Source organism: Bacillus sp. AP8 (assembly GCF_000321185.1).
Lineage (GTDB): Bacteria > Bacillota > Bacilli > Bacillales > DSM-1321 > Bacillus_AD > Bacillus_AD massilioanorexius.
The window spans coordinates 263,650-288,420 of sequence record NZ_CAPG01000027.1; the positions used below are offsets into that span (position 1 = coordinate 263,650).

21 protein-coding genes and 1 pseudogene are annotated in these 24,771 nt (G+C 33.9%); 17 read left to right on the forward strand and 5 right to left on the reverse strand.

Annotated elements, in window-relative coordinates:
- The first annotated feature begins 2 nt into the window (after nucleotides 1–2).
- On the forward strand, nucleotides 3–1,553 hold the full coding sequence (locus tag BN349_RS06005; protein WP_019241377.1) for an acyl-CoA carboxylase subunit beta: 1,551 nt from the start codon (nucleotides 3–5) through the stop codon (nucleotides 1,551–1,553).
- A 288-nt stretch (nucleotides 1,554–1,841) separates the two neighbouring features.
- On the opposite strand, the gene BN349_RS06010 is transcribed toward BN349_RS06005, so the two are convergent.
- Nucleotides 1,842–2,756 (reverse strand): class I SAM-dependent methyltransferase, encoded by a 915-nt coding sequence (locus BN349_RS06010; RefSeq protein WP_148335287.1) that lies wholly within the window; start codon nucleotides 2,754–2,756, stop codon nucleotides 1,842–1,844.
- Between the two features lie 288 nt (nucleotides 2,757–3,044).
- On the opposite strand from BN349_RS06010, the gene BN349_RS06015 reads away from it, so the two are divergent.
- From BN349_RS06015 to BN349_RS06060, 10 genes are all read left to right on the forward strand, one after another.
- On the forward strand, nucleotides 3,045–4,163 hold the full coding sequence (locus BN349_RS06015; protein ID WP_019241379.1) for a M20/M25/M40 family metallo-hydrolase: 1,119 nt from the start codon (nucleotides 3,045–3,047) through the stop codon (nucleotides 4,161–4,163).
- A gap of 232 nt (nucleotides 4,164–4,395) precedes the next feature.
- Nucleotides 4,396–4,884 (forward strand): GNAT family N-acetyltransferase, encoded by a 489-nt coding sequence (locus BN349_RS06020; RefSeq protein ID WP_019241380.1) that lies wholly within the window; start codon nucleotides 4,396–4,398, stop codon nucleotides 4,882–4,884.
- Nucleotides 4,885–5,103: 219 nt separating this feature from the next.
- On the forward strand, nucleotides 5,104–5,754 hold the full coding sequence (locus tag BN349_RS06025) for a YfbR-like 5'-deoxynucleotidase (protein ID WP_019241381.1): 651 nt from the start codon (nucleotides 5,104–5,106) through the stop codon (nucleotides 5,752–5,754).
- Nucleotides 5,755–5,906: 152 nt separating this feature from the next.
- The gene (locus tag BN349_RS06030; protein ID WP_026089196.1) at nucleotides 5,907–7,166 is read left to right on the forward strand and encodes a DNA polymerase IV; all 1,260 of its coding nucleotides are present in this window, start codon (nucleotides 5,907–5,909) and stop codon (nucleotides 7,164–7,166) included.
- A 141-nt stretch (nucleotides 7,167–7,307) separates the two neighbouring features.
- Nucleotides 7,308–8,711, forward strand: a complete 1,404-nt coding sequence (gndA, locus tag BN349_RS06035) for an NADP-dependent phosphogluconate dehydrogenase (RefSeq protein ID WP_019241383.1) — start codon at nucleotides 7,308–7,310, stop codon at nucleotides 8,709–8,711.
- A 468-nt stretch (nucleotides 8,712–9,179) separates the two neighbouring features.
- Nucleotides 9,180–11,543, forward strand: a complete 2,364-nt coding sequence (locus tag BN349_RS06040) for a penicillin acylase family protein (protein WP_019241384.1) — start codon at nucleotides 9,180–9,182, stop codon at nucleotides 11,541–11,543.
- Nucleotides 11,544–11,832: 289 nt separating this feature from the next.
- Nucleotides 11,833–12,339, forward strand: coding sequence for a TlpA disulfide reductase family protein (locus tag BN349_RS06045; RefSeq protein WP_019241385.1), 507 nt, complete (start codon nucleotides 11,833–11,835; stop codon nucleotides 12,337–12,339).
- A 353-nt stretch (nucleotides 12,340–12,692) separates the two neighbouring features.
- Nucleotides 12,693–12,824: an FbpB family small basic protein gene (locus BN349_RS25270; RefSeq protein ID WP_019241386.1), complete on the forward strand. Its 132-nt coding sequence runs from the start codon at nucleotides 12,693–12,695 to the stop codon at nucleotides 12,822–12,824.
- 53 nt (nucleotides 12,825–12,877) lie between these two features.
- Nucleotides 12,878–13,021: an acid-soluble spore protein N gene (locus BN349_RS06055; RefSeq protein WP_019241387.1), complete on the forward strand. Its 144-nt coding sequence runs from the start codon at nucleotides 12,878–12,880 to the stop codon at nucleotides 13,019–13,021.
- Between the two features lie 363 nt (nucleotides 13,022–13,384).
- Nucleotides 13,385–13,801, forward strand: a complete 417-nt coding sequence (locus tag BN349_RS06060) for an acyl-CoA thioesterase (protein WP_019241388.1) — start codon at nucleotides 13,385–13,387, stop codon at nucleotides 13,799–13,801.
- A gap of 74 nt (nucleotides 13,802–13,875) precedes the next feature.
- Here the strand turns inward: BN349_RS06060 and BN349_RS06065 are convergent, their stop codons facing one another.
- The 3 genes from BN349_RS06065 to BN349_RS06075 all read right to left on the reverse strand — a co-directional run bounded on the left by BN349_RS06065 (nucleotide 13,876) and on the right by BN349_RS06075 (nucleotide 16,166).
- Complete coding sequence (locus BN349_RS06065) at nucleotides 13,876–14,163, reverse strand: HesB/YadR/YfhF family protein (protein WP_019241389.1); 288 nt, start codon at nucleotides 14,161–14,163, stop codon at nucleotides 13,876–13,878.
- Between the two features lie 77 nt (nucleotides 14,164–14,240).
- On the reverse strand, nucleotides 14,241–15,680 hold the full coding sequence (locus BN349_RS23435; RefSeq protein ID WP_019241390.1) for a methyl-accepting chemotaxis protein: 1,440 nt from the start codon (nucleotides 15,678–15,680) through the stop codon (nucleotides 14,241–14,243).
- Nucleotides 15,681–15,971: 291 nt separating this feature from the next.
- Nucleotides 15,972–16,166 (reverse strand): hypothetical protein, encoded by a 195-nt coding sequence (locus tag BN349_RS06075; RefSeq protein WP_019241391.1) that lies wholly within the window; start codon nucleotides 16,164–16,166, stop codon nucleotides 15,972–15,974.
- A gap of 194 nt (nucleotides 16,167–16,360) precedes the next feature.
- On the opposite strand from BN349_RS06075, the gene BN349_RS06080 reads away from it, so the two are divergent.
- Nucleotides 16,361–16,750 carry a protoglobin domain-containing protein gene (locus BN349_RS06080; protein ID WP_019241392.1) on the forward strand — a complete coding sequence of 130 codons (390 nt, stop codon included), beginning with the start codon at nucleotides 16,361–16,363 and terminating at the stop codon, nucleotides 16,748–16,750.
- A gap of 27 nt (nucleotides 16,751–16,777) precedes the next feature.
- Nucleotides 16,778–16,966, forward strand: a pseudogene (locus BN349_RS26605) (methyl-accepting chemotaxis protein); the annotation flags it as partial.
- 188 nt (nucleotides 16,967–17,154) lie between these two features.
- On the opposite strand, the gene plsY reads toward BN349_RS26605, so the two are convergent.
- Nucleotides 17,155–17,736, reverse strand: a complete 582-nt coding sequence (gene plsY / locus BN349_RS06090) for a glycerol-3-phosphate 1-O-acyltransferase PlsY (protein WP_019241393.1) — start codon at nucleotides 17,734–17,736, stop codon at nucleotides 17,155–17,157.
- A 170-nt stretch (nucleotides 17,737–17,906) separates the two neighbouring features.
- Between plsY and BN349_RS06095 the strand changes: the two genes are divergently transcribed.
- The 4 genes from BN349_RS06095 (at nucleotide 17,907) to parC (ending at nucleotide 24,755) form a co-directional block, all read left to right on the forward strand.
- Nucleotides 17,907–19,196 carry a purine/pyrimidine permease gene (locus tag BN349_RS06095; protein WP_019241394.1) on the forward strand — a complete coding sequence of 430 codons (1,290 nt, stop codon included), beginning with the start codon at nucleotides 17,907–17,909 and terminating at the stop codon, nucleotides 19,194–19,196.
- Nucleotides 19,197–19,286: 90 nt separating this feature from the next.
- Complete coding sequence (locus BN349_RS06100; protein ID WP_019241395.1) at nucleotides 19,287–19,700, forward strand: CoA-binding protein; 414 nt, start codon at nucleotides 19,287–19,289, stop codon at nucleotides 19,698–19,700.
- 633 nt (nucleotides 19,701–20,333) lie between these two features.
- Complete coding sequence (parE, locus tag BN349_RS06110; RefSeq protein ID WP_034293678.1) at nucleotides 20,334–22,316, forward strand: DNA topoisomerase IV subunit B; 1,983 nt, start codon at nucleotides 20,334–20,336, stop codon at nucleotides 22,314–22,316.
- Between the two features lie 3 nt (nucleotides 22,317–22,319).
- Nucleotides 22,320–24,755: a DNA topoisomerase IV subunit A gene (gene parC / locus BN349_RS06115; RefSeq protein WP_019241398.1), complete on the forward strand. Its 2,436-nt coding sequence runs from the start codon at nucleotides 22,320–22,322 to the stop codon at nucleotides 24,753–24,755.
- The last annotated feature ends 16 nt before the right edge of the window (nucleotides 24,756–24,771 follow it).

Below are 24,771 nucleotides of genomic sequence, written 5' to 3' on the forward strand. Positions count from 1 at the left end.
GAATGAGTGATATGTTTGGTAAAATTTGTGAGCTTTATGATAAAAAGAGAGAAGTTGAACTTGGTGGCGGAGATGCTCGCATAGAAAAACAGCATCAAAAGGGAAAATTAACTGCTAGAGAAAGAATTGAATTATTAGTAGATCCGGGAACATTTGTGGAAATAGGGGCTTTTATTGAACATCGCTGTAAAGACTTCGGCCTTGACGAAGTAGATGGACCTGGTGATGGGGTTGTAACTGGTTATGGTAAAGTAAATGGTCGAGACATTTATTTATTCTCCCAAGATTTTACCGTATTTGGTGGAGCTCTTGGAGAAATGCATGCTAAAAAAATAGCTAACGTTATGGATTTAGCAGCAAAAAACGGAGCACCGTTTGTGGGATTAAATGACTCGGGTGGAGCGCGTATCCAAGAAGGTGTATTATCATTAGACGGATATGGACATATCTTTTACAGAAACTCCATTTATTCTGGGGTAATTCCTCAAATCTCCGTCATTATGGGACCATGTGCAGGTGGAGCAGTTTATTCACCCGCGATTACAGATTTTGTTTTCATGGTAGAGAAAACAAGTCAAATGTTCATTACTGGCCCAAAGGTTATTGAAACAGTTACAGGTGAAAAAATTAGTTCAGAGAACTTAGGTGGTGCCAAAGTTCATAATAGTATTAGTGGTGCTGCACATTTTAAAGCTGCATCAGAAGAAGAAGTACTACAGAATGTACGAACATTACTAAGTTATTTACCTCAAAATAATAAAGAAAAAGCACCAGGATCTGAATACAACATAGAAGATGATTATCGTCCAGATTTAATGGATTTAGTACCTATTGAAAGTACAAGACCGTATGATGTAAGAAAGGTTATTGAACAGGTTGTAGATGAAGAAAGCTTCATGGAAGTTCAAAAAGACTTTGCACGTAATATTGTAGTTGGTTTTGCACGAGTAAAAGGACAAGCGGTAGGTTTAGTTGCTAATCAACCGAAGTTCCTTGCAGGTGGATTAGATATCGATTCGTCAGATAAAACAGCTCGTTTTATTCGATTCTGTGATTCGTTTAATATCCCTCTTATTACATTTGAAGATGTAACTGGTTTCTTCCCGGGTGTAAAACAAGAGCATGGTGGAATTATTCGACATGGCGCCAAAATCTTATATGCTTATTCTGAAGCGACAGTACCGAAATTAACAGTAATTCTTCGTAAAGCATATGGTGGAGCGTATGTTGCACTTAATAGTAAATCAATTGGTGCTGACATGGTTTATGCTTGGCCGAATGCTGAGATTGCGGTTATGGGGCCTGAAGGCGCAGCAAACGTTGTATTTGCTCGTGAAATTCAGAATAGCGAAAATCCTGAAGAAACTAGACAAAAAAGAATTGACGAATATAGAGAAAAATTTGCAAATCCGTATGTTGCTGCGAATGCTGGTATGGTTGACGATGTTATTGATCCTCGTGATACTCGTATCAAAATTATTCAAGCTCTTGAAATGCTTCGTCATAAAGAAGAAACAAGACCTTATAAAAAACATGGAAATATTCCATTGTAATGTATATTCATAGCCGTTACCTGTTACAGTGATTCGAATAATTACTAAATAATGTTACAAAATATTTTTTCTGAAAATTCCCAAGTGTCCTAATGTTGTAGAGAAATTTTTTACTGTCATAAATAATAAAAAGAGGGTGTTCAAAATGATGAACACCCTCTTGTGTTGTATTTTCCCTATTACTCCTAATATCTATAATAACTTTGATGACTTAAAGCGTAGGTGCCTCTGAAAAACGATAAAACATCATTTTTAGACAACTTATATTTTTTACGAGAAAAACTTTTCTTATTTATGAACTGCTAAATGTGCAAAGTGAAAATGACTATAGGCATGTAACTCATCTTGTCTATTTTGAAAATATCTTTCTTCAATTTGATCAGGTGAAAGGTTTTCATAAACGAGCATTTCTGTGTTTTGTAATTCTAAATCAAGGAGTAGTGGATCAAAACTTGTAATAATAGGTTCTCCGGTTTGTGTTGCCAAGTGTTTCATTTTAACCAGCTTTTCAGACGCAAGGTTATCATCTAAAGCTGTATTATCTAAATAATCTAAAATGAAGGAGCTGCCATTAGGGGTAATTTCTGAAATATGCTTGAGAAGTGTTAATAGCTTCTGTTTATTTAAATACATGCTTACACCTAAACAACTGAAAAAACTATATTTGTGCTTATCATAACCATTCTTTTGAAGTTCTACATATAGATCGTCTTTATTAAAATCTACAGAAATATATTTTACATTGGAAGGTATTGTAAGCCTAGCATAATTTAGTCTGTTTATTTTAGCTGCTTGAGTGGATGGGTGATCCACTTCGTAAATCATGAAGTCTTTTGGAATGTTTTTTTGTCTATAAGAAAAAGTATCAAACCCAGCTCCTAATAAAATGTACTGTTTTAATCCACGTTCAATGGCTGCTTCGAGTGCTTCTTCTTCGTATCGAGCTCTACTCACAACTTGAGGAACACACTGTGTGTTCATGACCCATTCAAGCTTGTCGTTGGAAGTATATAGTTCCGTTTCTTTATGACTGTTAAAAAATTGGATGGCATTTGTCCAGTTCTCTTCTATCATTCTCTTTTCATCTTCAGATATGAAAGAAAAAGCCATTTTGTCATAGAAAATCGGATTCTTACTGTATGTTGTATGGAATCCTCTTGCGTAGCAACTGATTAAAGCTGTTAAGCTATTCTTATTATCCATGTTCATATACGCCACCTTTACCATTTTGAGATAGCCTTTTTTGCAAAAAAAGAAAACACCTGCTAATTAGTAGGTGTTAAGTATATAACGGATTTAATATGTTTCTAAAAAATAAATTATATCATGTAAATTCATTTTTGTCAATGTTTTTCTTCTAAAAAATCAAAGCTGGTTCTATTATTTATAGAGGAGTATAATATGATATGCAGCCTATAAAAATTGGATTTGCTACTACGGATTTCTAATAGGTATACTATAATTGTTAGTACATAGTTGGAGGGAATTAAAATGATTAATAAACAAAGATTACTTGATGAGTTTTTAGAACTAGTTCAAATCGACTCAGAGTCTAGATATGAAACAGAAATCTCAAAAGTATTAAAAGAAAAATTCACTTCTTTAGGTGTGAAAGTAGTGGAAGATGATGCAGCAGCTAAAACAGGTTTTGGAGCAGGAAATTTAATTTGTACATTACCTGCTACAAAAGAAGGTGTTGATACAATCTATTTTACTTCACATATGGATACAGTTGTACCTGGTAAAGGTGTGAAACCTTCGATAGTTGATGGTTATGTCGTTACTGATGGAACAACGATTTTAGGAGCTGATGATAAAACAGGTCTTTCAGCTATGTTTGAAGCTATTCGTGTTTTAAAAGAGCAAAATATTGCTCATGGAAAAATCGAATTTATCATTACAGTTGGAGAAGAATCTGGTTTAGTAGGTGCGAAAGCATTAGATTCAGCACTTGTGACAGCTAAGTATGGTTATGCGTTAGATAGTGATGGAAAAGTAGGGGAAATCGTTGTAGCAGCACCTACGCAAGCCAAAATTACAGCAACAATCAAAGGAAAAACAGCTCATGCAGGTGTGGCGCCAGAAAAAGGTGTTAGTGCCATTACAATTGCTGCGAAAGCAATTGCTAAAATGCCTCTAGGACGTATTGATGAAGAAACAACTGCTAATATCGGTCGATTTGAAGGTGGAAAACAAACGAATATTGTTTGTGATCATGTGGAAATTTTGGCTGAGGCACGTTCGCTAGTTGGAGAAAAAATGGAAGCTCAAGCGAAAACGATGAAAGAAGCTTTTGAAACAACTGCTAAAGAAATGGGCGGAGAAGCAATCGTTAATATTGAAGTGATGTATCCAGGTTTTAAATATGGTCATGGGGATCATGTAGTAGAAGTAGCTAAGAAAGCAGCGGAAAAAATTGGCCGTACACCATCTTTACAACAAAGTGGTGGTGGTAGTGATGCGAATGTCATCGCAGGCTTTGGTATCCCAACAGTCAATCTTGCTGTAGGATATGAAGAAATTCATACAACAAATGAAAAAATGCCTATCGAAGAATTAGAAAAAATTGCTGAAATGGTAGTTGCGGTTGTTCAAACTGTAGCTGAATAAACAGAAATTTGAGAGCACTATGAACTGGATGTAATCCGTTTATAGTGCTTTTTTTCATAGGTAATTAAATAAGTGAAGGCAGGAGCACATCGTGTGGAAAGAAAGAGAAGGCTTGTGTTCATGGTAAGCAAATGATACACCTTTTTAGATTATTCTACAGTTACCCCTTAGAAGTTTTTACCTAATATGATATTATTTTCTTATAATATTTGTATGCGAAGGGGAAATCATTATGACTGCAAAAACAAGGGATATGGAGTTAATGTACTATGAGGAACGCCATTATAATCAAGTTTGTGAGTATAATTTAGATGAGACTCAAAAGGATTTCACCGCTTTACCGAGGGAAGCTATTTCAAGATTTAAAGATAATCCAGCTTGTGAACTTATCGTCATGATTACTCATAATAATCCAGTTGGTTTTTTTGTCCTTCATAAAGGTGAAGATGTACTACAAGATGAAAATGCAAAAGGATCAATGCTCATTCGATCGTTATCTGTTAATCCCGTATATCAAGGTAAGGGATTAGCTCAAAAGGCAATGAGAATGTTACCATCTTTTGTAAAGAAAAATCACCCAGATATGTTAGAGTTGTTTCTTATGGTAAATGAAGGGAATTTGAGAGCATACCATGTGTATAAAAAAGTCGGATATATGGATCGTGGATTAAGAAGAGAGGGGCCACATGGTATGCAGAAAGTTCTTCATTATAAGTTATAGGTAGCCTAAATAATAAAATAGTTTGGATTTAATACTAGCTTTATGACTCAAAATGATGTATCATAATTAAAAATTATTCGGTTGTGTTAGAAAATGTAACATCAAGCATTGGTGATTTGTTTATATGTAAAGTCGATCATTTTTATTACGATCGGCTTTTTTCTAAACAATAAACTTTCAACATCAACTTTGAAAATTGTAATGAAGGAGTGTTAGAGAATGGGAATTCATACGTATTTTAAAAGTTTAACAAAATTAGAACGCATTGAGCGTTGTCCGGGACAATTTAAGCTTGAGCGGCACAATGTTGCTTCTCACTCTTTTAAGGTAACTCAATACGCACAATTTTTAGCAACGGTTGAAGAAAGCTATGGGACAGAAATCAATTGGAAAGATCTTTATGAGAAAGCGTTAAATCATGATTTTCCTGAAGTTTTCATATCGGATATTCCAACCCCAGTTAAATATGCCACCCCAGAATTACGTTCTATGCTACGAAGTGTAGAAGAAGGGATGACTGAGAAGTTTATCGAATCTGAAATTCCTGAAGAATATCAAGGCTATTTTAGAAATCTTATGAAAGATGGTAAAGAAGGTAGCTCTATTGAATCTAAAATCTTATCCATTTCTGATAAAATTGATCTTGTGTATGAAGCCTTTTTAGAAATTCAAAAAGGGAATAGTGAACCTGTATATATAGAAATATACCGAGATGCTTTAACATCGATAAAAAGTTTTGATTATTTAAGTTGTGTGCAATATTTCTTTGAAAATATATTACCTGATATGATTAATGAAGATACTACATCTACGATTGATATAAAAAAAATAACAGAAGAAGTTTTAATGGAAAAAACAAAGTGTTCATAAGTTGTTCGCTTTGTTTTTTTCTATTAAAGAGAATTATTGCTATAGGAAGATGGAGATAGAGATAAGTCCTTGTAAATAATCTTTAGAAAGTGTATTTCTATAACTTCTTTTGTTAAAATAACGGTATAATAAGCGACGGTATGGTGAGAGATTTGAATAGTATGTATCCAGTAAAAGGTAGAGTCATCTTACATGTTGATATGAATAGTTTTTACGCTTCAGTTGAAATGGCTTATGATTCTAGTTTAAAAGGAAAACCATTAGCTATTGCAGGAAACCCTGAGGAAAGACGCGGTATTATAGTTACATGTAGTTACGAGGCTCGTAAATATGGTGTTAAGACTACGATGTCTTTATGGGAAGCGAAAAAGCTATGTCCACAATTAATTGTGAAAAGTCCTGATTTTGACAAATATCGTACTGCTTCACAAGGGATATTTGAATTGTTGAGAACCTATACGGATTTAGTGGAACCCGTTTCTATTGATGAAGGTTACTTAGACATTACCAATTGCAGTCATTTAGGTTCTCCAATCGAAATAGCTCGTAGTATCCAACAAAGAGTATTTCAAACGCTGGATCTTCCTTGCAGCATTGGCATTGCTCCTAACAAATTTCTTGCTAAGACAGCTTCTGATATGAAAAAACCTATGGGAATTACTATCTTAAGAAAGCGAGATGTTCCAACAATCTTATGGCCTAGAAAAACAGCTGAAATGCATGGAATTGGCGAAAAAACAGCTGAAAAATTGCGTGCCATTGGAATAGAAACGATAGGAGATCTAGCTCATGCTAGTGAAATTCAGCTAAAAAACCTATTAGGTATAAATGGTTTAAAGTTAAAAGAAAAAGCAAATGGCATTCATCATTCACCAGTGGATCCTGAATCTGTCTTTGATTATAAAAGTGTAGGCAATTCTACTACCCTACCTAAAGATGTAAGTAATCAAAAGGAATTACTAAATGTAATTAAAAAGTTATCGAAGAAAGTGTCATCACGATTAGATCAAAAACAGCTTTTAGGTACGAAAATAGGTATAACAATTCGATATCAAAATCGAAAAACAATTAACCGTAGTCAAACGGTGCTGAATCCTATTTATAAAGAGGATGAAATATATGAAAAAGCAAAAGAACTTTTTCAAAATAATTGGGATGGGAATCCAGTTCGATTATTAGGTGTAACAGCTTTTGATGTTATTGAAAGTACAGAAGCTACAAAGCAATTAGATCTTTTTTCTTATGAAGAAGATGCTAAACAAGAACCATTATTGAAAACAGTTGAAGAATTGAAGAAAAAATATGGACAAAACATTATTCAAAAAGCTGCTAAATCATCAAAAAATCAATCATCAAAAACGATAACAAAAACGAGTTTTAGTAAAGATTTTTTAGATGACTTAATGAAATAGTTGTATTACTAGGAAATAGCTATGAAAATAGTATAGAATATAGAGAGTAGTTTTTATTTTAAAAATAATTGTTTTATTATTTTGAAAGAATAATGTAAAAGGAAACTAGAAAAAGATTGACTACAGAAGGGGAGTTACATTATGCAACAATTTGGTGTTATTGGTCTTGCTGTTATGGGTAAGAATTTAGCGTTTAACATTGAGAGTAGAGGATATGCAATTTCAGTTTATAATCGTTCTCGTGAAAAAACAGACGAAATGATGTTAGAAGCCAAAGGGAAAAAGATTTTACCTACATATACATTAGAGGAATTTGTTCATTCGCTTGAAAGACCAAGAAAAATTATGCTAATGGTTAAAGCTGGAGCAGCAACAGATGTTACTATTCAACAATTAAAACCTTTATTAGAGAAAGGTGATATTGTAATTGATGGTGGGAATACATTTTTCCAAGATACTATTCGTCGAAATAAAGAATTAAGTGAACTAGGTATTCATTTTATTGGAACAGGTGTATCTGGTGGAGAAGAAGGAGCGCTTAAAGGACCTTCTATCATGCCTGGTGGACAAAAAGAAGCGTATGATTTGGTAGCGCCGATTTTTCAAGAAATTTCCGCTAAAGTAAATGGCGATGCTTGCACAACGTACATCGGACCGGATGGTGCTGGTCATTATGTGAAAATGGTTCATAATGGAATTGAATATGGAGATATGCAATTAATCTGTGAAGCATATTTCTTATTAAAAAATGTTCTAGATTTAGATGCGAAAGAACTTCATGATGTATTTACTGAATGGAATCAAGGTGAGCTTGATAGTTACCTAATGGAAATTACAGCGGACATATTTAGTAAATATGACGACGAAACAGGAAAACCTATGGTTGATATTATCTTGGATCGTGCTGGTCAAAAGGGAACAGGGAAATGGACGAGTCAAAGTGCTCTTGATCTAGGTGTACCTCTTCCAATCATCACTGAATCTGTTTTTGCACGTTTCCTTTCAGCGATGAAGGAAGAAAGAATCATTGCTAGTCAAAAATTAACAGGTCCTAAAGCTATGAAGTATGAAGGGGATAAAAAAGCGTTAATCGAAGCAGTTAGAAGAGCGCTGTTTATGAGTAAAATATGTTCCTATGCACAAGGATTTGCACAAATGCGATTAGCATCAGAGGAATATAATTGGAATTTACAATACGGAGATATTGCCATGATTTTTAGAGGAGGCTGTATTATTCGAGCACAATTCCTACAAAATATTAAAGAAGCATATGATCGAAACCCGAATTTACAAAATTTATTACTAGATGACTATTTTAAAAACGTTGTAGAAAGCTATCAAGCTTCTCTTCGTGAAGTGATTGCACTAGCTGTCATGAGTGGAATTCCTGTTCCATGCTTCTCAGCAGCACTATCATATTATGATAGCTATCGTGCAGAAAGATTACCAGCGAATTTACTGCAAGCGCAACGTGATTATTTTGGTGCACATACGTATGAACGAGTTGACAAGGATGGTATTTTCCATACGGAATGGCTTAAATAAAAGAAAAAAGTTCGAATTAAAGGATCCTTTAATTCGAACTTTTTTTATTGGGTAGCTTTCTAAAAAGAATCACCTCTCGCAAATTGAGCATCATAGAGGGGAATTTTAATTCAACCCTATGTTCATTACTTATTCATAGACTACAAAGGATGCGAATACAGCCATTTATTGTTAACCAGAACGGTTTCATTTCGGTGCAAATAAAAACAAAATATTTCCTAACTCGAAATATAATTTTAGTAAAAAAAGGAAAGCGAGAACTCTTGTCGAATTATGTATCGAGGAATTATTTGTGATTTTTCATTCTAACAAACTCTTTCAGTCACGTTGGTTAACACTAATAAATGAGGAAGTTGAAGTTGTGATTTAGCGTAGAATTTGTTAGAACTTGATTCGTTCTACTTACCTCCAGTGGTGGGTGAACAACATCGCTGGGGTAAGTTCACTTTATTTGAAGGGGTTGGAAGGATGGAAGCTGTTCTGCAGCAAAAAAAGCCAAAGAAACGATGGAAAAAAGTCGCGCTTTGGTCTATTGGTATTATTATTTTTTTGTTTATTGCGGCACTTGTAGGAGCCAATATGTATGTTTCTCGATCGTTGCCACAAATTGACGGGGAGGTAAAATTAGCAACTTTAACAACTCAAGTTACAGTATTAAGAGATTCATCAGGAGTTCCACATGTAAAAGCGGAAAATGAACGTGACTTATACATAGCTCAAGGATATGTTCAGGCACAAGATCGATTATTTCAAATGGATTTAAGTAGAAGACTGGCTTCAGGCCGATTAAGTGAAGTTATAGGTGAAGCTACTGTTGAAAAGGACAAATTTTTTAGGACTCTTGGTTTAAGAAGAGCTGCTGAAGAATCTTATAATGCTTATACTCAAAATGGTAAGGATGTTCTAGCTTGGTTTGCTGAAGGTGTAAACTTGTATATGAAGGAAGCGATAGAAGACGGTAAATTACCAGTTGAATTTACGATACTAGGTTATGAGCCAGAAAAGTGGTCTGAGATTGATTCATTAACAATAGGTAAATATATGGCTTTTGATTTAGGTGGGAATTGGGAAGATCAGGCATTTAGACAATACTTATTACAAACGTTTTCAAAAGAAAAAGCGTACGATTTGTTTCCCTCATATCCAAAAGACGCCCCCTTTATTATTAGTAAGCAAGAATTAGATTTACAAAAAAGCTTTGCAAGTGCTATAGTACCTTACGAGTTTAATGGTAGTAATAACTGGGTTGTCAGTGGAGAGAAAACGAAAAGTGGGAAACCACTGTTAGCTGATGATCCTCACCTAGGATTAGCAACCCCTTCCGTTTGGTATCAAATGCAGTTAGAGGCACCGACAGTAAATGTAAGCGGTGTCATATTTGCTGGAATACCAGGGATTATTCTAGGTCATAATAACAAAATTGCCTGGGGTGTTACAAATACAGGACCGGACGTGCAAGATCTTTATATTGAAAAAAGAAATGAAAATAATCAAGATGAATACTTATATATGAATAACTGGGAAAAAGCAAAAATCGTAAAAGAACCTATTAAAGTGAAGAAACAAAAAACGATAGATTATCAAGTAGCTATTACTCGTCATGGTCCAATCATATCAGAATTTGCGGGTGAAAGTGGTTCAAATACTGTACTATCATTAAGATGGACGGCACTTGATCCATCTGCTGAATTAGAAGCAGTTCTAAACATGAATAAGGCAGAAAATTGGCAACAATTTGAAAAGGCATTAGAAAAATTCAATACTCCTGCTCAAAACTTTGTTTTTGCTTCTACAGATGGAACTATTGCTTATAAAGCAAATGGTACTATCCCGATTCGTAAGAAAGGTGATAGTATGCTTCCAGTACCGGGCTGGACCAATGAATATGAATGGACGGGCTTTATACCGTATGATAAATTACCGAAAGTGGTAAATCCTAAAGAAGGCTTTATTTCAACGGCGAATAATAAAGTTATTTCAGATGATTATCCTTATCATATAAGCAATCATTGGGCTCAACCATACAGACAAATGCGTATCCAAGAGTTTCTAAAGTCAAATAAACAATTAACTGCTAAAGATATGAAAAACCTTCAAATGGATGTGACTAATCTTCAAGCAAAAGAGTTTGTACCTCAATTTATAGAAACTCTTGATGAGGTAAAGGATAAGGAAATGAAGAAGGCATTGGACATTTTAGAGAAATGGGATTTTCAAGATAAAGAAGAAGCTTCTGCTCCACTCATATTTAATTTATGGATGACAAAGATTCAAAATGTCTTATTTGAGGAGCAAATTCCTGAGGAAACTTTAAAATTATTTAATGGGAAGAGATCGGTCGTCGATCAGCTGCTTCGTAATGGCTTGGATAAAAATCCAGGTCCATGGATTAATGATCAAGGTGGTGTTGAGAAGCTATTAGAGAAATCACTTAAAAAAACGCTTGCTGATATTACAGATATGCAAGGCAAGAATATGGAAAAATGGAAGTGGGGAGATTATCACCAAATCCGTTTTGATCATCCTATTTCTAGTGTTTCTCCTCTAAAATATCTATTTAATAGTAAAGGCAGTATCCCGGCTGCTGGTAGCTCTGTAACCGTTCAAGCAGCTGCTTTTACAGAAGAAGGCATAGTAAATCATGGAGGTTCATGGAGGTTCGTAGCAGATCTATCGGATTTAACCAAAGCAGAGCATTTAGTTGGCCCAGGTCAATCTGGACATTTGAAAAGTAAGTGGTATCAAGATCAAATGGAAGATTGGGTGAATGGCACTTATCATGTAACCAAAACAAAAGATGTTTCAGGGAAAAAGCTTATTTTAAAACCATAGTGAATGAAAGGTAAGATTGGAAAAAAGCTAGCTTTAGTTATTTTAAGCTAGCTTTTTCCTGTTATTGGGTAAATGATAAGGGATTTTACTAAATGAACCGTTTTTTTATTCTTGTAAAATTGGGGTAAATAGGGAAGAGGAGTCTATTATCGATCACGGTTAAAATTTGAATAGGTTGTGACGGTATTTCCATTATGTGTACATTATTTACAAAAATTACATTGATAGGTTTGTACTGGGATTTTTTCTACGCTAAAATAAAGACTAGGGGAAGATAAGGGGGATGGGTATGGTAAAAAAAATAGTAGCAGGAGTTATTCTAGTGCTTCTAATTTCAGTGGCTTTAGTGCAAGCGATGGATCGTAAAGAGGAAGCTAAGTTACCTGTTGTAAAGGATAATCAAAAGGCACCTGACTTTACTTTGGAGAATCTTCAGGGTGAGCAAGTTTCTTTATCTGATTATAAAGGGAAGAAAGTCATATTGAACTTTTGGGCAACCTGGTGTGGACCCTGTCGAGAAGAAATGCCTGATATGGAAAAATATTATCAAGAAGCAGGTGATTCGATCGAAATACTAGCTGTAAATATGGATACAGACAATGATGTAAAAGGTTTTGTAGAGAATTATCATTTAACGTTTCCTATTCTTTTAGATATAAAGGATGAGATGAGTAGACCTTACGATATTATCTCCTTTCCAACTACCTATTTTATTGATGAACAGGGAATTATTAAAGAAAAACATATTGGTCAAATGTCCTATGAGACGATCGTGGAAATAATGGGAAATATGTAGGTTTTAACCTACAAAAACAGGGTATTTATACAAAGGATACTATATTGTATGAATACCTATTTTTAACATGGTTTGAATAAGGTGAGCATAAAATAGTTGATTGGAGCGAAAATCAACTCACCCTTTTTTCAGTTGATAGTTGATAGGCGACGAACGATGTGAAAACATCATTTAACAAATACTTTATTCAGCTTTTCTTTTAAGTAAATTGTTTAAATAATCTTTTTATTAGCCATACTAATCCTATGATCGTTAGAGTCAGATAATTAGTTATTATCTGTAACAATAACGCTATAATTTGTTTGAATTTTTAGAAAAATGGGTAATATCATTAAATGTAAGAGGGTGATTAAATGAAAAGAAGAAGAAAATTATCGTTTGAAGACCTAGTCTTAGAAAATAAAATGGAATTATTAAAAGACAGTAAAGCAATTGAAAAGATAGAAGATCGATTAGAAAAACGTCATTTACAAAAGGCAGAATAGCTTGATACATCTTTCTCTTTCAGATGTACATAATATGAAGGAGGAGGGGTCACATGGGTAATCCTAAAAAAGATTCAAAGCATTTTGCTCCTAACCATATCGGGACAAAGTCCAGAGCCTTTGGTGGCAATAAAGGGAAAAAAATGCAAGATCAATCTGGCCAACATGCTCAGGTCATACAGACTAAGGGTGAGTAGGTTGTCTACTCTAATCTAATATGAAGTGTAACAGAAAGGATAAAGGCTTTCATCTGAATGCTTTTATCCTTTTCTGTATCCGATAAGGATTGACGATGTTTGCTTCTTTTACTAAATACATTTAGAGGCTCTATCAGATGTGACTTATGCTTTTATTCGTCTGATTTAAGCTTCATATGGTAAACTTATTAAATAGGCTCTTTGTTAATATTCTTGGAAAGGGAGAAAAGTCATACTTTCGGTAGTAAACTCGTGAATATCCTTTCATAATCAGACTTTTCTTTATATATGAATGTAAGCCGACATTAAAGATAATTAGAGCTATTAAATCAGTTTTTTAGTCAAAGAGGAGTGAATACATAAATGTTTATATCTAAAAAAGAAATAGAAGTTAGGTATGCAGAAACAGACCAAATGGGCATCGTATATCATGCTAATTATGTTATATGGTTAGAGTTAGGAAGAACTCAAATTCTAAAAGATTTAGGTTTTAACTATGCAGATTTGGAGAAGGATGGCATTTTATCACCTGTTTTAGATGTTAATATATCCTATAAAAAGCCAGTAACATACGGTGAGGTTGCTACAGTATATACTTGGATTGAAGAATATAATGGAATAAAGACTATATATGGTTATGAAATTTTAAATAGTAATGGAGAAGTGGCGGTAACGGCAACTTCCTCACATGTATGTGTGAAAAAAGAGAGCTTCCGTCCGATTTCTGTGAAACGCCGATATCCTGAATTACATGAAGCCTATGAGAATAATAAAAAATAACTAATACATATCGTAATAAAGAAACGAGAGGACTTTTCCCTCTCGTTTTTTCTCACTATATGTTATTGTTTGGTTTACTCAAATGAAAAGATAGGCTCTTCTAAAATAGTATCAAATTTCACATGTAAATCATGTTGATCGAAATACCATAAATCATTTTCTTCAATATAATATAAAATGTTATTTTTTTCGATTTTAGCACCAATAGCATTTGGTTCATCCACAGATATACCAAGAGAAAAACCACTTTGAATAGTACTTACTCCGCCATATCGAGCAAAAAAACGGACTTGATCTCCTTCTTGTAAGTCAAATTCATTTTCATACCATTGTGCTGCTTCATTTGAAATGTAGATATTCATACATGATCACTCCCTCGCTCCTATATACTATCATAATTATAAGAAATCTGTGTGATGTAGAGAACTAATTTATCATTTTAAATTTGAAAATGCGAAATGTGAAGACGAAGCTCATTTGTTAGCACTTTTAGATTTTTTGATATTTCTTTTACAGATTCTACTGAACGTTTATTTTCATCAGACGTACTTGCAACTTCTTGAACACCAGCACTAGTTTGTTCAGAAATAGAAACTACGCTATCCACTGAATGAGAGATAGAATCACTACTTTGATTTAAAATATCATTGGCTGCGGCAATTTCTTCGATATCAACAGCAAGATTTGAAATAAATTGATAGATTTGATTAATGCTCTTTTCAGTTTCTTTAGATAATTCAGCACCTTGATTGGCGATTCGTTTGCCTTGTTCAATATTAAATAAAGCTTTTGAAGAAGAACTCTGAATATCTTGTATTAAAGTTGAAATTTTTTCAACAGAATGACTACTTTGATCAGCAAGTTTTTTTACTTCTTGGGCAACTACGGTAAAACTTCGACCATGCTCACCTGCTCTTGCAGCTTCTATAGATGCATTTAACGATAGAAGATTCGTTTGTTCAGAAATAGAATGAATAAGCATTGTAATATCTGATATCGTTTGTAATTTACTATCTAATGACTTCATGATACTTGTAGATTCATTCGCTTGATTGCTTATATGGATCATTTTAGTACTTAAGTTTGCCATGGCATCCTTTCCTTGAGAAGTATAGGATTTTGTTTTGTCCATATGTGTAATAATGGTTTGGATATTATTATTCATTGAACGAACAGCACCTACATTACTTTCTACATTGTACGATATATTAACCATATCCTCTGCAAGTTGTTCTGAACCAGAAGCAATTTGTACCATTGCTACACTCACTGTTTCGGAAATTGAAGATGTAGCCTCAGCTTGTTGATTTAAAATGTGAGAGTCATGATCGACTTGATTCACAATACCAGTAATTTTAGATATCATTTCTCTGAAACTCGTAATCATTTTGTTTACAGATGAGAATAATATGCCTACTTCATCTTGTTTATCTACCTGCATAGTTTCGCTAAGGTTTCCATCTGATACTTGTTTCATAAATGAAGATAAATCTTTAATAGGTTTAATAAAATATCTAGTAATATAAATGCTAATTCCAACGGAAATAGAGATTAGAACAGCTAAAATAATTAATTGTGCAATGAATAAATGACTTAGCATTGTCTCTGAACGTTTCTCGACTTGATTAATTTCAGAATTGATATCTTTTAACAGGGATTTCGAATAGGATTGAACCTCTTTTTGTGTAGTGACAGATCCAGTCTGTTGCTCTGAAATTCGATTGACTTTTTCTGACACTTCTTTAGAGATGTCAGCTGTAAGTTGTCTGCTATTATTTGTAAGCGTTTGGGAGACGATGTACGTAAAGGATGTGCATATCGTAATAATCAATAGTAATGAACATAGAATAGTTGCGATAAATTTCGTTTTTAATGACATAAAGTAACCTCACTTCATAGGAAAAAAGTTAGTGGAAATTGAATAGAAAGATGGATCTACGGATAAATGGTGTATAAATATACCTATTTTACTATTAAATAACATTATAAGTATGAACATGGAAAAATACAATAAAAAGCATGGAATTCTATATATTGAATTCCATGCTTTAAGTAGTAATCAATATTGAAGTAGCATTCAGAAGAGGGATATCAACAATTAATAACAATATTAGACTTTTATTGGCATAATACGACAAAGAGACAATAATAAATGTATGTTTGTAATTCTTTAGTCCCATTCTTCGATAAAATGGATTAAGTCGTCAAATGTTGTTATTTTTGTAAGAAATTCTGTAGGGAGAATTTCATTATCATTTTTCATTCGATAAATTTCTAAGGGGAATTCATTATGTTGTTCATAATCAGTTGTTGAGATGCAAAGAAAGGGCTTTCTTTTAGCTAATTGTTGATGATGAAGCTGCATGTTTATTAACCTCCTCTTTTTTTGGTTTTAATTTTCATTATATTCATAATATACGAAAATATTAAAAGATAATTAGGTGACATGTGACAATGCTATAACATTTTTAACTCATCTTTAAATTGGGAAAGGAGAACAAAGTATGGAGGTTTTTGGAGGTAAAAAGCAAATAAAGCCAATATGGATAGAAAAAGCAAATGGGAGATAGGCAAACGATTATTATTGATCGAATTGGTCATCTAGTTGAAAGTTTTTATCAAATTTTATATCAAATTGATCAACTGAAAAAAATTATAGAGGAAAATAGCTCTTGGGCAAAGTTAAAGTCTAATTTATCATCTCAAAAAATTGAAATGTTTAACGGAACAATAGACACTCCATATATTAATAAACGTTTGAAAGTAGCTCATATTCATTATGTAATTGGCTTGGAGCCAAAGTGGTATATTACAGCATTTCAAAACTTTCTAAGTGAAATCATTTATCTTATTTATCAATTTGCAAATCATCAAGAAGATCAAAAACATTTAATTTTAGCTGCTACTAAAATTCTCAATTTCGAACAACAGATTGTTTTGGAAGCGTAATCTCGTCTTGGAAATCTTTCTGATCAAATTTATAGTATAAGAATACATACCCAGGATGTAGAAACGAATATAGTCTCTTTTAATAAATCTCTCAAGCAAATATCCGAATTTGTCATACTTGTACAGGGGATTGCTGTTCAAACTAACTTGTTATCTTTAAATTCTGCTATAGAGGCTGCTAGAGCTGGTGAACATGGAAAAGGTTATGCTGTGGTAGATTTACTATAATATCTCGCAGACTTAGAAGAATTGACATTATTAGTAGCGAAACAAGCAGAAATATTAAATAAAACAGCTTTAACGCTATAGATATAAAGAAAAACCATAGTTACGGTATCATCCATTCACTATGGTTCTTCTTTATCATTTAGGTTGCTTATTGAAAATAAAGTATGTATATAACTTTATATCCACTTCACTTTAGGTTCAGTACCTTCCTTGATCCTTTTTATATTTGCTCTGTGTCGATAAAAAATAAATACCACAATTAATCCAATAACGATAATTAATGGAATATCTTTAATGAAAAATGAAATGATAAATGCAACAACAGCGCTAATCATACTTGATAAAGATACGTATTTTGTGATGTATAAACAAATAAAAAAAGTAAAGAACAAAGCTACAAATAGTAATGGAGCAAAGCCTAAAATAATTCCAGCAGAAGTGGCAACAGCTTTTCCACCCTTAAAGCCTGCAAATACAGGGTATATATGTCCCAGTACAGCAATTGCTCCCGGAATTAATGGGTGTATGTCTACACCCAAGAAAAAAGGTAAAAAAGTGGCAAGTGTACCTTTTAAAACATCCATAATGGTCACTGTTAAACCTGCTTTTTTCCCAAGTGTTCTAAAAGTGTTCGTTCCACCTAAATTCCCACTACCATACTGACGAATATCTTTCCCATAAAAAATTTTACCAATCCATAACCCTGAGGGAATGCTACCTAGAAGGTATGCAAGAATAACTACTAAAAAAATCATCATAATTATAAAGCCCTTTCTTTAACACAATCTCGTGTTATTATTTTACCATGAGATTTGTAAAATTCCATTTAAAGTCTTAAAATTTGTTTATATCATTAAATAATTTGTAAGATTTTCTTCGTAAATCATCCAGAGAATCATATTGCGAATTAAAAGTAGGGGAAATGAAAATGAAATTATTTTTATCATCAGTTCAATGGGTTGCCTTCATGTTTTCAAGCTCAATTGTAGCGCCTATTGCAGTTGCCGCACTATTTCAACTAAATACTGTTGAAACGGCTGGATTTATTCAACGCGCCGTGTTTATTTTAGGATTAGCGGCATTATTACAAATCCTTTTCGGTCACAAACTTCCAATTAATGAAGGTCCAGCAGGCTTATGGTGGGGAGTTTTTGCTTTATATGCTGGTTTGTCGACTACACTGTTTACATCACATTTAGAGACATTACAAGCACTTCAAGGGGCATTAATTGCTGGAAGTATCTTTTTTATTTTATTAAGTGCATTTGGAATAATTGAAAAACTAAGTCATTTATTTACACCTACGGTAACAGGTGTGTATTTGCTGTTACTCGTTCTGCAACTCAGCAGTTCGTTTGCAAAGGGGATGATGGGTCTAGGAAACTCTCAATCTACTGTTAATATGAAAATGCTATTATTAAGTGTATTCATTGTAGCCATTACCATTTGGTTTACCAAAAATAAAATTCGTTTTATTAAACAATATGCAATACTTTTGGCTTTAGTAGTCGGATGGTGCTTATTTTTACTATTTGGTTTAGCGCCAACTCCTAAGTTATCAGGGATTTCTATTTTGTCTTTTCCTGATTTGTTTGCTTTTGGGAAGCCTATTTTTAATACCGGGATGATTGTGTCAGCGTTGTTTGTTACGATTCTTTTGATTGCTAATATGATCGCAAGTATTCGTATTACAGAAAACATTTTAAAAGGTATGAATGTGGAAGTGGATCAAACGAATGTAAATCGTACAGGTATAATTAGTGGTATTATTCAAGGATTAGCGGGAATGTTTAGCACAATAGGCTCTGTACCGATTTCAGGTGCAGGAGGATTCATTCAAGCCACAGGTATAACTTCTAAACTACCATTTATTTTAGCTAGTATTGCTGTTGTCATCATAAGCTTTTTTCCACCAATTATGAGTGTTTTTGCGGCAATGCCACCAGCTGTAGGATATTCAGTTAGCTTTGTTATCTTCGCAGGAATGCTCAGTATGGCATTAAGTGATATACAAAAAGATTTAACAAATACGAGAATGATAATTGGAGTATCCTTATTAAGTGGAGTGGGTATCATGTTTATACCTACTGAAGCGTTCAATGGGTTACATCCAGTCCTCATATCGTTGTTATCTAACGGTTTGATTATTGGTACTATCATTTGTATATGTGGCGAACAAGGGTTAAAATTAGTAAAGAAAAAGTACCGTTCAAAGTAAATGTAGCTTTACATTTCTAATCTAATACATAAAGATTTTACATCATGATTCATAATGGTATTAAAGTATGGAAAAGAAAGGACGATATGAATGAATATTGAAAACCCATCAAGAGAAGAGATAGGGAAAATATTAAAAAAGGCTAAGACTATAGCGGTTGTAGGTTTGTCTAATAATCCTGAGAGAACTTCCTACATGGTATCAAAAGCCATGCAAGATAGTGGTTATGAAATTATCCCAGTTAATCCAGCAGTTGATGAAGTGTTAGGAAGAAAGGCAGTAAATTCATTAAAGGAAATAGAAGGACATATTGATATTGTTAATATCTTTAGACGTTCCGAATTTCTTCCAGAACTAGCGAAAGAATTTGATGAAATGGATGCTGATGTATTTTGGGCACAATTAGGTGTAGAAAATGAGGAAGCTTATCAATTTTTAAAAGAAAAAGGTTACACTGTCATTATGGATCGATGTATTAAGGTGGAGCATGCTATTACAAGATAATGAAATATTATGCAAATTAGGCTGAACTGTTCCTTAAAACGAAGTAGAATCAAAGATGTTTTTCGTGTGAGTTAGCACTTGATAGAAACGGATTATATTTTCACTTTATTTTAGGGTGTCATTAAAGAATGGTCTTCTTTGACACCCTTTTTCTATTTTTAGCATATAGAAAAGTAGATGAAGTGATATTTATTCATGAGGCGCCTCACCGCCCGCGCATTATTAAGCGAGCAACATGGTACTTGTTCATTGGCAACAAAATATGCGAAAACAGCCAATTAAAAAATCTATCTGTAGTAGCACCTACTCAGTATTTTTTAGGAGATTTTTTAATATTTTAAACATAAATGTGAAAACAAATGAAGGTATGTGAGTTTTTTTCTAGAAATCATATAAAAATATTGCATATTAATGTTTTATTTATGTTACTATCACTAATGTTGTAAAATCAAAGAAAAAAAACCAAGTAAAGTTTACATATTTGTGAAAATAAAATTTAGCGATACAATAGGCAAGGAGCTAAACGAAAGAATATCGAACAGATGTTCTTGTTGTGTTATAATATAACATATTACATATTAGTTTTACTTTCAAGCAAATATAGAGTAATGTAGATTTGCTTGTGGAAGGAGAATGTTAGTGGCAACAAATAGTACAAAACAATTTGAGTATAATGATGATGCCATACAAGTATTAGAAGGACTTGAGGCAGTAAGAAAAAGACCTGGTATGTATATAGGAAGTACCGATGCAAGAGGCCTACATCATTTAGTATATGAAATTGTAGATAACTCAGTAGATGAAGCGCTTGCAGGCTATGGAAATCATATTATTATTAAGTTACACAAAGATAATAGTGTTAGTGTTATAGATAAAGGTCGCGGAATGCCAACAGGTATGCATAAATTAGGTAAACCAACACCTGAAGTAATTTTAACAGTATTACATGCAGGCGGTAAGTTCGGACAAGGAGGATACAATACTAGTGGTGGTTTACACGGAGTAGGTGCTTCTGTAGTAAATGCTTTATCTGAATGGCTTGTCGTAACAATAAAAAGAGATGGTTCAATTTATGAACAAAGATTCGAAAATGGTGGAAATCCAGTAACTACTTTAGAGAAAAAAGGAAAAACAAATAGTACGGGAACAACGATCCATTTTAAACCAGACGCAACGATTTTTTCGACAGTTGTGTTTAATTATGAAACACTATCCGAACGTTTAAGAGAAGCAGCGTTTCTTTTGAAAGGTATGAAAATTGAATTAATTGATGAGCGTAATGGTGAAAAAGAAGCCTATTTCTACGAAAATGGTTTACAGGCTTTCGTGGAATATTTAAATGAAGAACGTGATTCGTTACATGATGTTATTACGATAAACGGTCAAAATAATGGAATAGACGTTGATTTTGCGTTTCAGTTTAATGATGGATTTTCAGAAAATATTCTAAGCTTTGTTAATAATGTCCGCACGAAAGATGGTGGAACGCATGAAGTAGGTGCGAAAACAGCAATGACTCGTGTTTTTAACGAGTATGCGCGCAAAACTGGTTTATTAAAGGAGAAAGATAAGAATTTAGAAGGAACAGATATACGTGAAGGCTTAGCAGCTATTATTTCTGTCAGAATTCCCGAAGAGTTGCTTCAATTTGAAGGTCAAACAAAAAGTAAGCTTGGTACTAGTGAAGCAAGATCCTGCGTAGATAGCGTTGTATCAGAGCATTTAGCTTATTTCCTTCAAGAAAATCCTGAGACAGCAGCATTACTAATAAAAAAGGCTTTTAAAGCATTCCAAGCTCGTGAGGCTGCTCGAAAAGCTCGAGAAGAAGCGAGAAGTGGTAAGAAGCGTAAAAAAGGAGAAACTATTCTTTCAGGGAAACTGACTCCAGCTCAATCACGTAACCCGAAGAAAAATGAATTATATCTCGTTGAGGGTGATTCTGCAGGTGGCTCTGCAAAACAAGGTCGTGATCGTCGTTTCCAAGCAATTCTGCCTTTACGAGGTAAGGTAATTAATACTGAAAAAGCTAAGCTTCAAGATATATTTAAAAATGAAGAAATCAATACAATTATCCACGCAATTGGTGGAGGAGTAGGACCTGATTTCAATATTGAAGATATTAATTACGACAAAGTTGTTATCATGACGGATGCCGATACAGATGGTGCTCATATTCAAGTATTACTTCTAACTTTCTTTTATCGTTATATGAAACCATTAATAGAACACGGGAAGGTTTTTATTGCCCTTCCGCCACTATATAAAGTGAGCAAAGGTTTAGGAAAAAAAGCGGTAATAGAATATGCCTGGAATGATGATGATTTGCAAGATGTAATGAAAAAAGTGGGTAAAGGAGCTGTCCTTCAACGATATAAAGGTCTTGGTGAGATGAATGCAGACCAATTATGGGATACTACAATGAACCCAGAATCAAGAACATTGATTCGAGTATTAATTGATGATGCTGCTCGTGCGGAACGTCGTGTTACAACATTAATGGGTGATAAGGTAGAACCACGTAGGAAGTGGATAGAATCGCATGTTGCCTTTGGTTTGGAAGAGGAAGATAATATTTTAGACAATACTAATATGATTATTTCTGAGGAAGGGGTGTAAGACTTGTCAACAGTTGAGAAATATCGCGACTTGCCTCTTGAGGAAGTAATTGGTGATCGCTTTGGACGTTATAGTAAATATATTATTCAAGATCGTGCACTCCCAGATGCTAGAGACGGTCTTAAACCGGTACAACGACGTATTTTATTTGCCATGCATACAGAAGGTAATACCAATGAGAAGCCTTTTCGTAAATCGGCGAAAACTGTTGGTAATGTAATTGGAAATTATCATCCACATGGTGACTCTTCTGTATATGATGCTATGGTACGTATGAGTCAAGATTGGAAACTTAGAAAAGTTTTAGTAGAAATGCATGGAAATAACGGTAGTGTTGATGGTGATCCACCTGCTGCTATGCGTTATACTGAAGCACGTTTATCAGCCATTTCAAGTGAACTGTTAAGAGATATTGAAAAAAGAACGGTCGATTTTGTTCCTAATTTCGACGATACGGCAGAAGAACCTGTAGTTCTTCCAGCTATGTTCCCAGCTTTATTAGTCAACGGTTCTACCGGAATTTCTGCTGGTTATGCAACAGAAATTCCGCCTCATCAGCTTGGAGAAGTTATTGATGCAGCAATGATGAGAATGGATAACCCGAATTGTACAGTCGATGAATTAATGACGGTCATAAAAGGACCAGATTTTCCAACTGGTGGAATTATTCAAGGGATTGAAGGTATTAAAAAGGCATACGAAACGGGTAAAGGGAAAATAATCATTCGTGGTAAGACAGATGTTGAAACTGTTCGTGGTGGGAAACAACAAATTGTTATAACAGAAATCCCGTATGAAGTGAACAAAGCAAACTTAGTAAAAAAAATGGATGAGCTACGAATCGATCGTAAAGTGGAAGGTATTTCTGAAATTCGTGATGAAACGGATCGAACAGGTCTAAGAATTGTTATTGAATTAAAGAAAGATGCTGATCCACAAGGTGTCTTACATTATTTGTATAAAAACACCGATTTGCAGGTTCCATATAATTTTAATATGGTAGCAATTCATCGAAAGCGACCTGTTTTAATGGGCTTATGTTCTTTATTAGACGCCTATATTGAACATCGTAAAGAGGTAGTTACGAATCGTTCTAAGTATGAATTACAAAAAGCGCGCGATCGCGAGCATATTGTTGAAGGATTAATGAAAGCTTTATCTATTTTAGATGAAGTCATTGCTACAATTCGTGCATCTCAAGATAAAAGGGATGCAAAGAATAATTTAATAGCTAAGTTCCAGTTTTCTGAAGCACAAGCCGAAGCAATTGTTTCTTTACAGCTTTATCGCTTAACGAATACGGATATTACAGCACTACAAGCAGAGCAAGAAGAATTAAAAGCAAAAATTGCCGAGCTTTTATCGATTTTAGAAAGTGACAAAAAGCTTTTATCTGTTATAAAAAAAGAATTAAAAGCTGTCAAAAAGCAATACAACGATGAGCGTTTATCAAAAATTGAACATGAAATTGAAGACATCGTGATTAATTTAGAGGTATTAGTTGCTAGTGAGGATGTCATTGTTACAGTTACGAAGGAAGGTTATGTAAAACGTACATCACCACGTTCCTATGCAGCATCTGGCGGTCAAGATTTCGGTATGAAAGAAACCGATTTGTTGTTGTATCAAGAAGAGGTAAATACAACCGATCATCTTTTATTATTCACAAATAAAGGAAATTATTTATTCTGTCCGGTTCATCAACTACCAGACATCAGATGGAAGGAAATCGGACAACACGTTGCAAATATCATACCGATAGAACGCGATGAAATGATTGTTAATGTGATCAATGTAAAAGATTTCCAAACACAGGAATATTTATTGTTTATAACGAAAAATGGTATGGTTAAACGAACAGAATTATCTCAATATAAAGCTCAACGTTATTCAAAACCTCTTGTAGCTGTAAATTTAAAAGATGATGATGAATTGCTTGCAGTGTATCTCACAGATGGAACGAAAGATGTCTTTTTAGCCACACATTTAGGTTATAGTCTATGGTTCTCTGAAGAAGAAGTAAATATTGTCGGGGTTCGTGCGGCTGGTGTTAAAGGTATAAATCTTAAGGAAAACGATTATGTAGTTAACGGATGTTTGATTTCTGACGACAAAGAAGAACTTGTGATTGTAGCCACACATCGTGGTGCTATTAAAAAGATGAAATTGAAGGAATTCGATAAAGGTACGCGAGCGAAGCGTGGTTTGATAATGCTTCGTGAATTGAAGAAAGATCCTCATCGTATAGTAGGAATGACTATAGGTAAAGAAACGGAAGAAATTCTATTATTCACATCGAGAGGTCATGTAGAAAAAGTAGGTTTGAGTACATTAAGTTATTCGGATCGTTATTCTAATGGGTCTTTTCTCATTGATGTTGCCGATAGTGGCAATGTTGAAAAACTTTGGGCCATAAATAAAGCTGAAGTTGGAGAATAGACTAGTCATTCTTAAT

Coding starts and splice junctions, on each gene's coding strand:
- BN349_RS06100 (WP_019241395.1), top strand. CDS start 19,287: ATGAATATTGAAAACCCATCAAGAGAAGAGATAGGGAAAATATTAAAA.
- parE (WP_034293678.1), top strand. CDS start 20,334: ATGTTAGTGGCAACAAATAGTACAAAACAATTTGAGTATAATGATGAT.
- BN349_RS25270 (WP_019241386.1), top strand. CDS start 12,693: ATGAAAAGAAGAAGAAAATTATCGTTTGAAGACCTAGTCTTAGAAAAT.
- BN349_RS06060 (WP_019241388.1), top strand. CDS start 13,385: ATGTTTATATCTAAAAAAGAAATAGAAGTTAGGTATGCAGAAACAGAC.
- plsY (WP_019241393.1), bottom strand. CDS start 17,736: ATGATGATTTTTTTAGTAGTTATTCTTGCATACCTTCTAGGTAGCATT.
- BN349_RS06095 (WP_019241394.1), top strand. CDS start 17,907: ATGAAATTATTTTTATCATCAGTTCAATGGGTTGCCTTCATGTTTTCA.
- BN349_RS06065 (WP_019241389.1), bottom strand. CDS start 14,163: ATGAATATCTACATTTCAAATGAAGCAGCACAATGGTATGAAAATGAA.
- BN349_RS06040 (WP_019241384.1), top strand. CDS start 9,180: ATGGAAGCTGTTCTGCAGCAAAAAAAGCCAAAGAAACGATGGAAAAAA.
- BN349_RS06045 (WP_019241385.1), top strand. CDS start 11,833: ATGGTAAAAAAAATAGTAGCAGGAGTTATTCTAGTGCTTCTAATTTCA.
- BN349_RS06055 (WP_019241387.1), top strand. CDS start 12,878: ATGGGTAATCCTAAAAAAGATTCAAAGCATTTTGCTCCTAACCATATC.
- BN349_RS06005 (WP_019241377.1), top strand. CDS start 3: ATGAGTGATATGTTTGGTAAAATTTGTGAGCTTTATGATAAAAAGAGA.
- BN349_RS06075 (WP_019241391.1), bottom strand. CDS start 16,166: ATGCAGCTTCATCATCAACAATTAGCTAAAAGAAAGCCCTTTCTTTGC.
- BN349_RS06010 (WP_148335287.1), bottom strand. CDS start 2,756: ATGGATAATAAGAATAGCTTAACAGCTTTAATCAGTTGCTACGCAAGA.
- BN349_RS06025 (WP_019241381.1), top strand. CDS start 5,104: ATGGGAATTCATACGTATTTTAAAAGTTTAACAAAATTAGAACGCATT.
- gndA (WP_019241383.1), top strand. CDS start 7,308: ATGCAACAATTTGGTGTTATTGGTCTTGCTGTTATGGGTAAGAATTTA.
- BN349_RS06015 (WP_019241379.1), top strand. CDS start 3,045: ATGATTAATAAACAAAGATTACTTGATGAGTTTTTAGAACTAGTTCAA.
- BN349_RS06020 (WP_019241380.1), top strand. CDS start 4,396: ATGACTGCAAAAACAAGGGATATGGAGTTAATGTACTATGAGGAACGC.
- BN349_RS06080 (WP_019241392.1), top strand. CDS start 16,361: ATGGGAGATAGGCAAACGATTATTATTGATCGAATTGGTCATCTAGTT.
- BN349_RS23435 (WP_019241390.1), bottom strand. CDS start 15,680: ATGTCATTAAAAACGAAATTTATCGCAACTATTCTATGTTCATTACTA.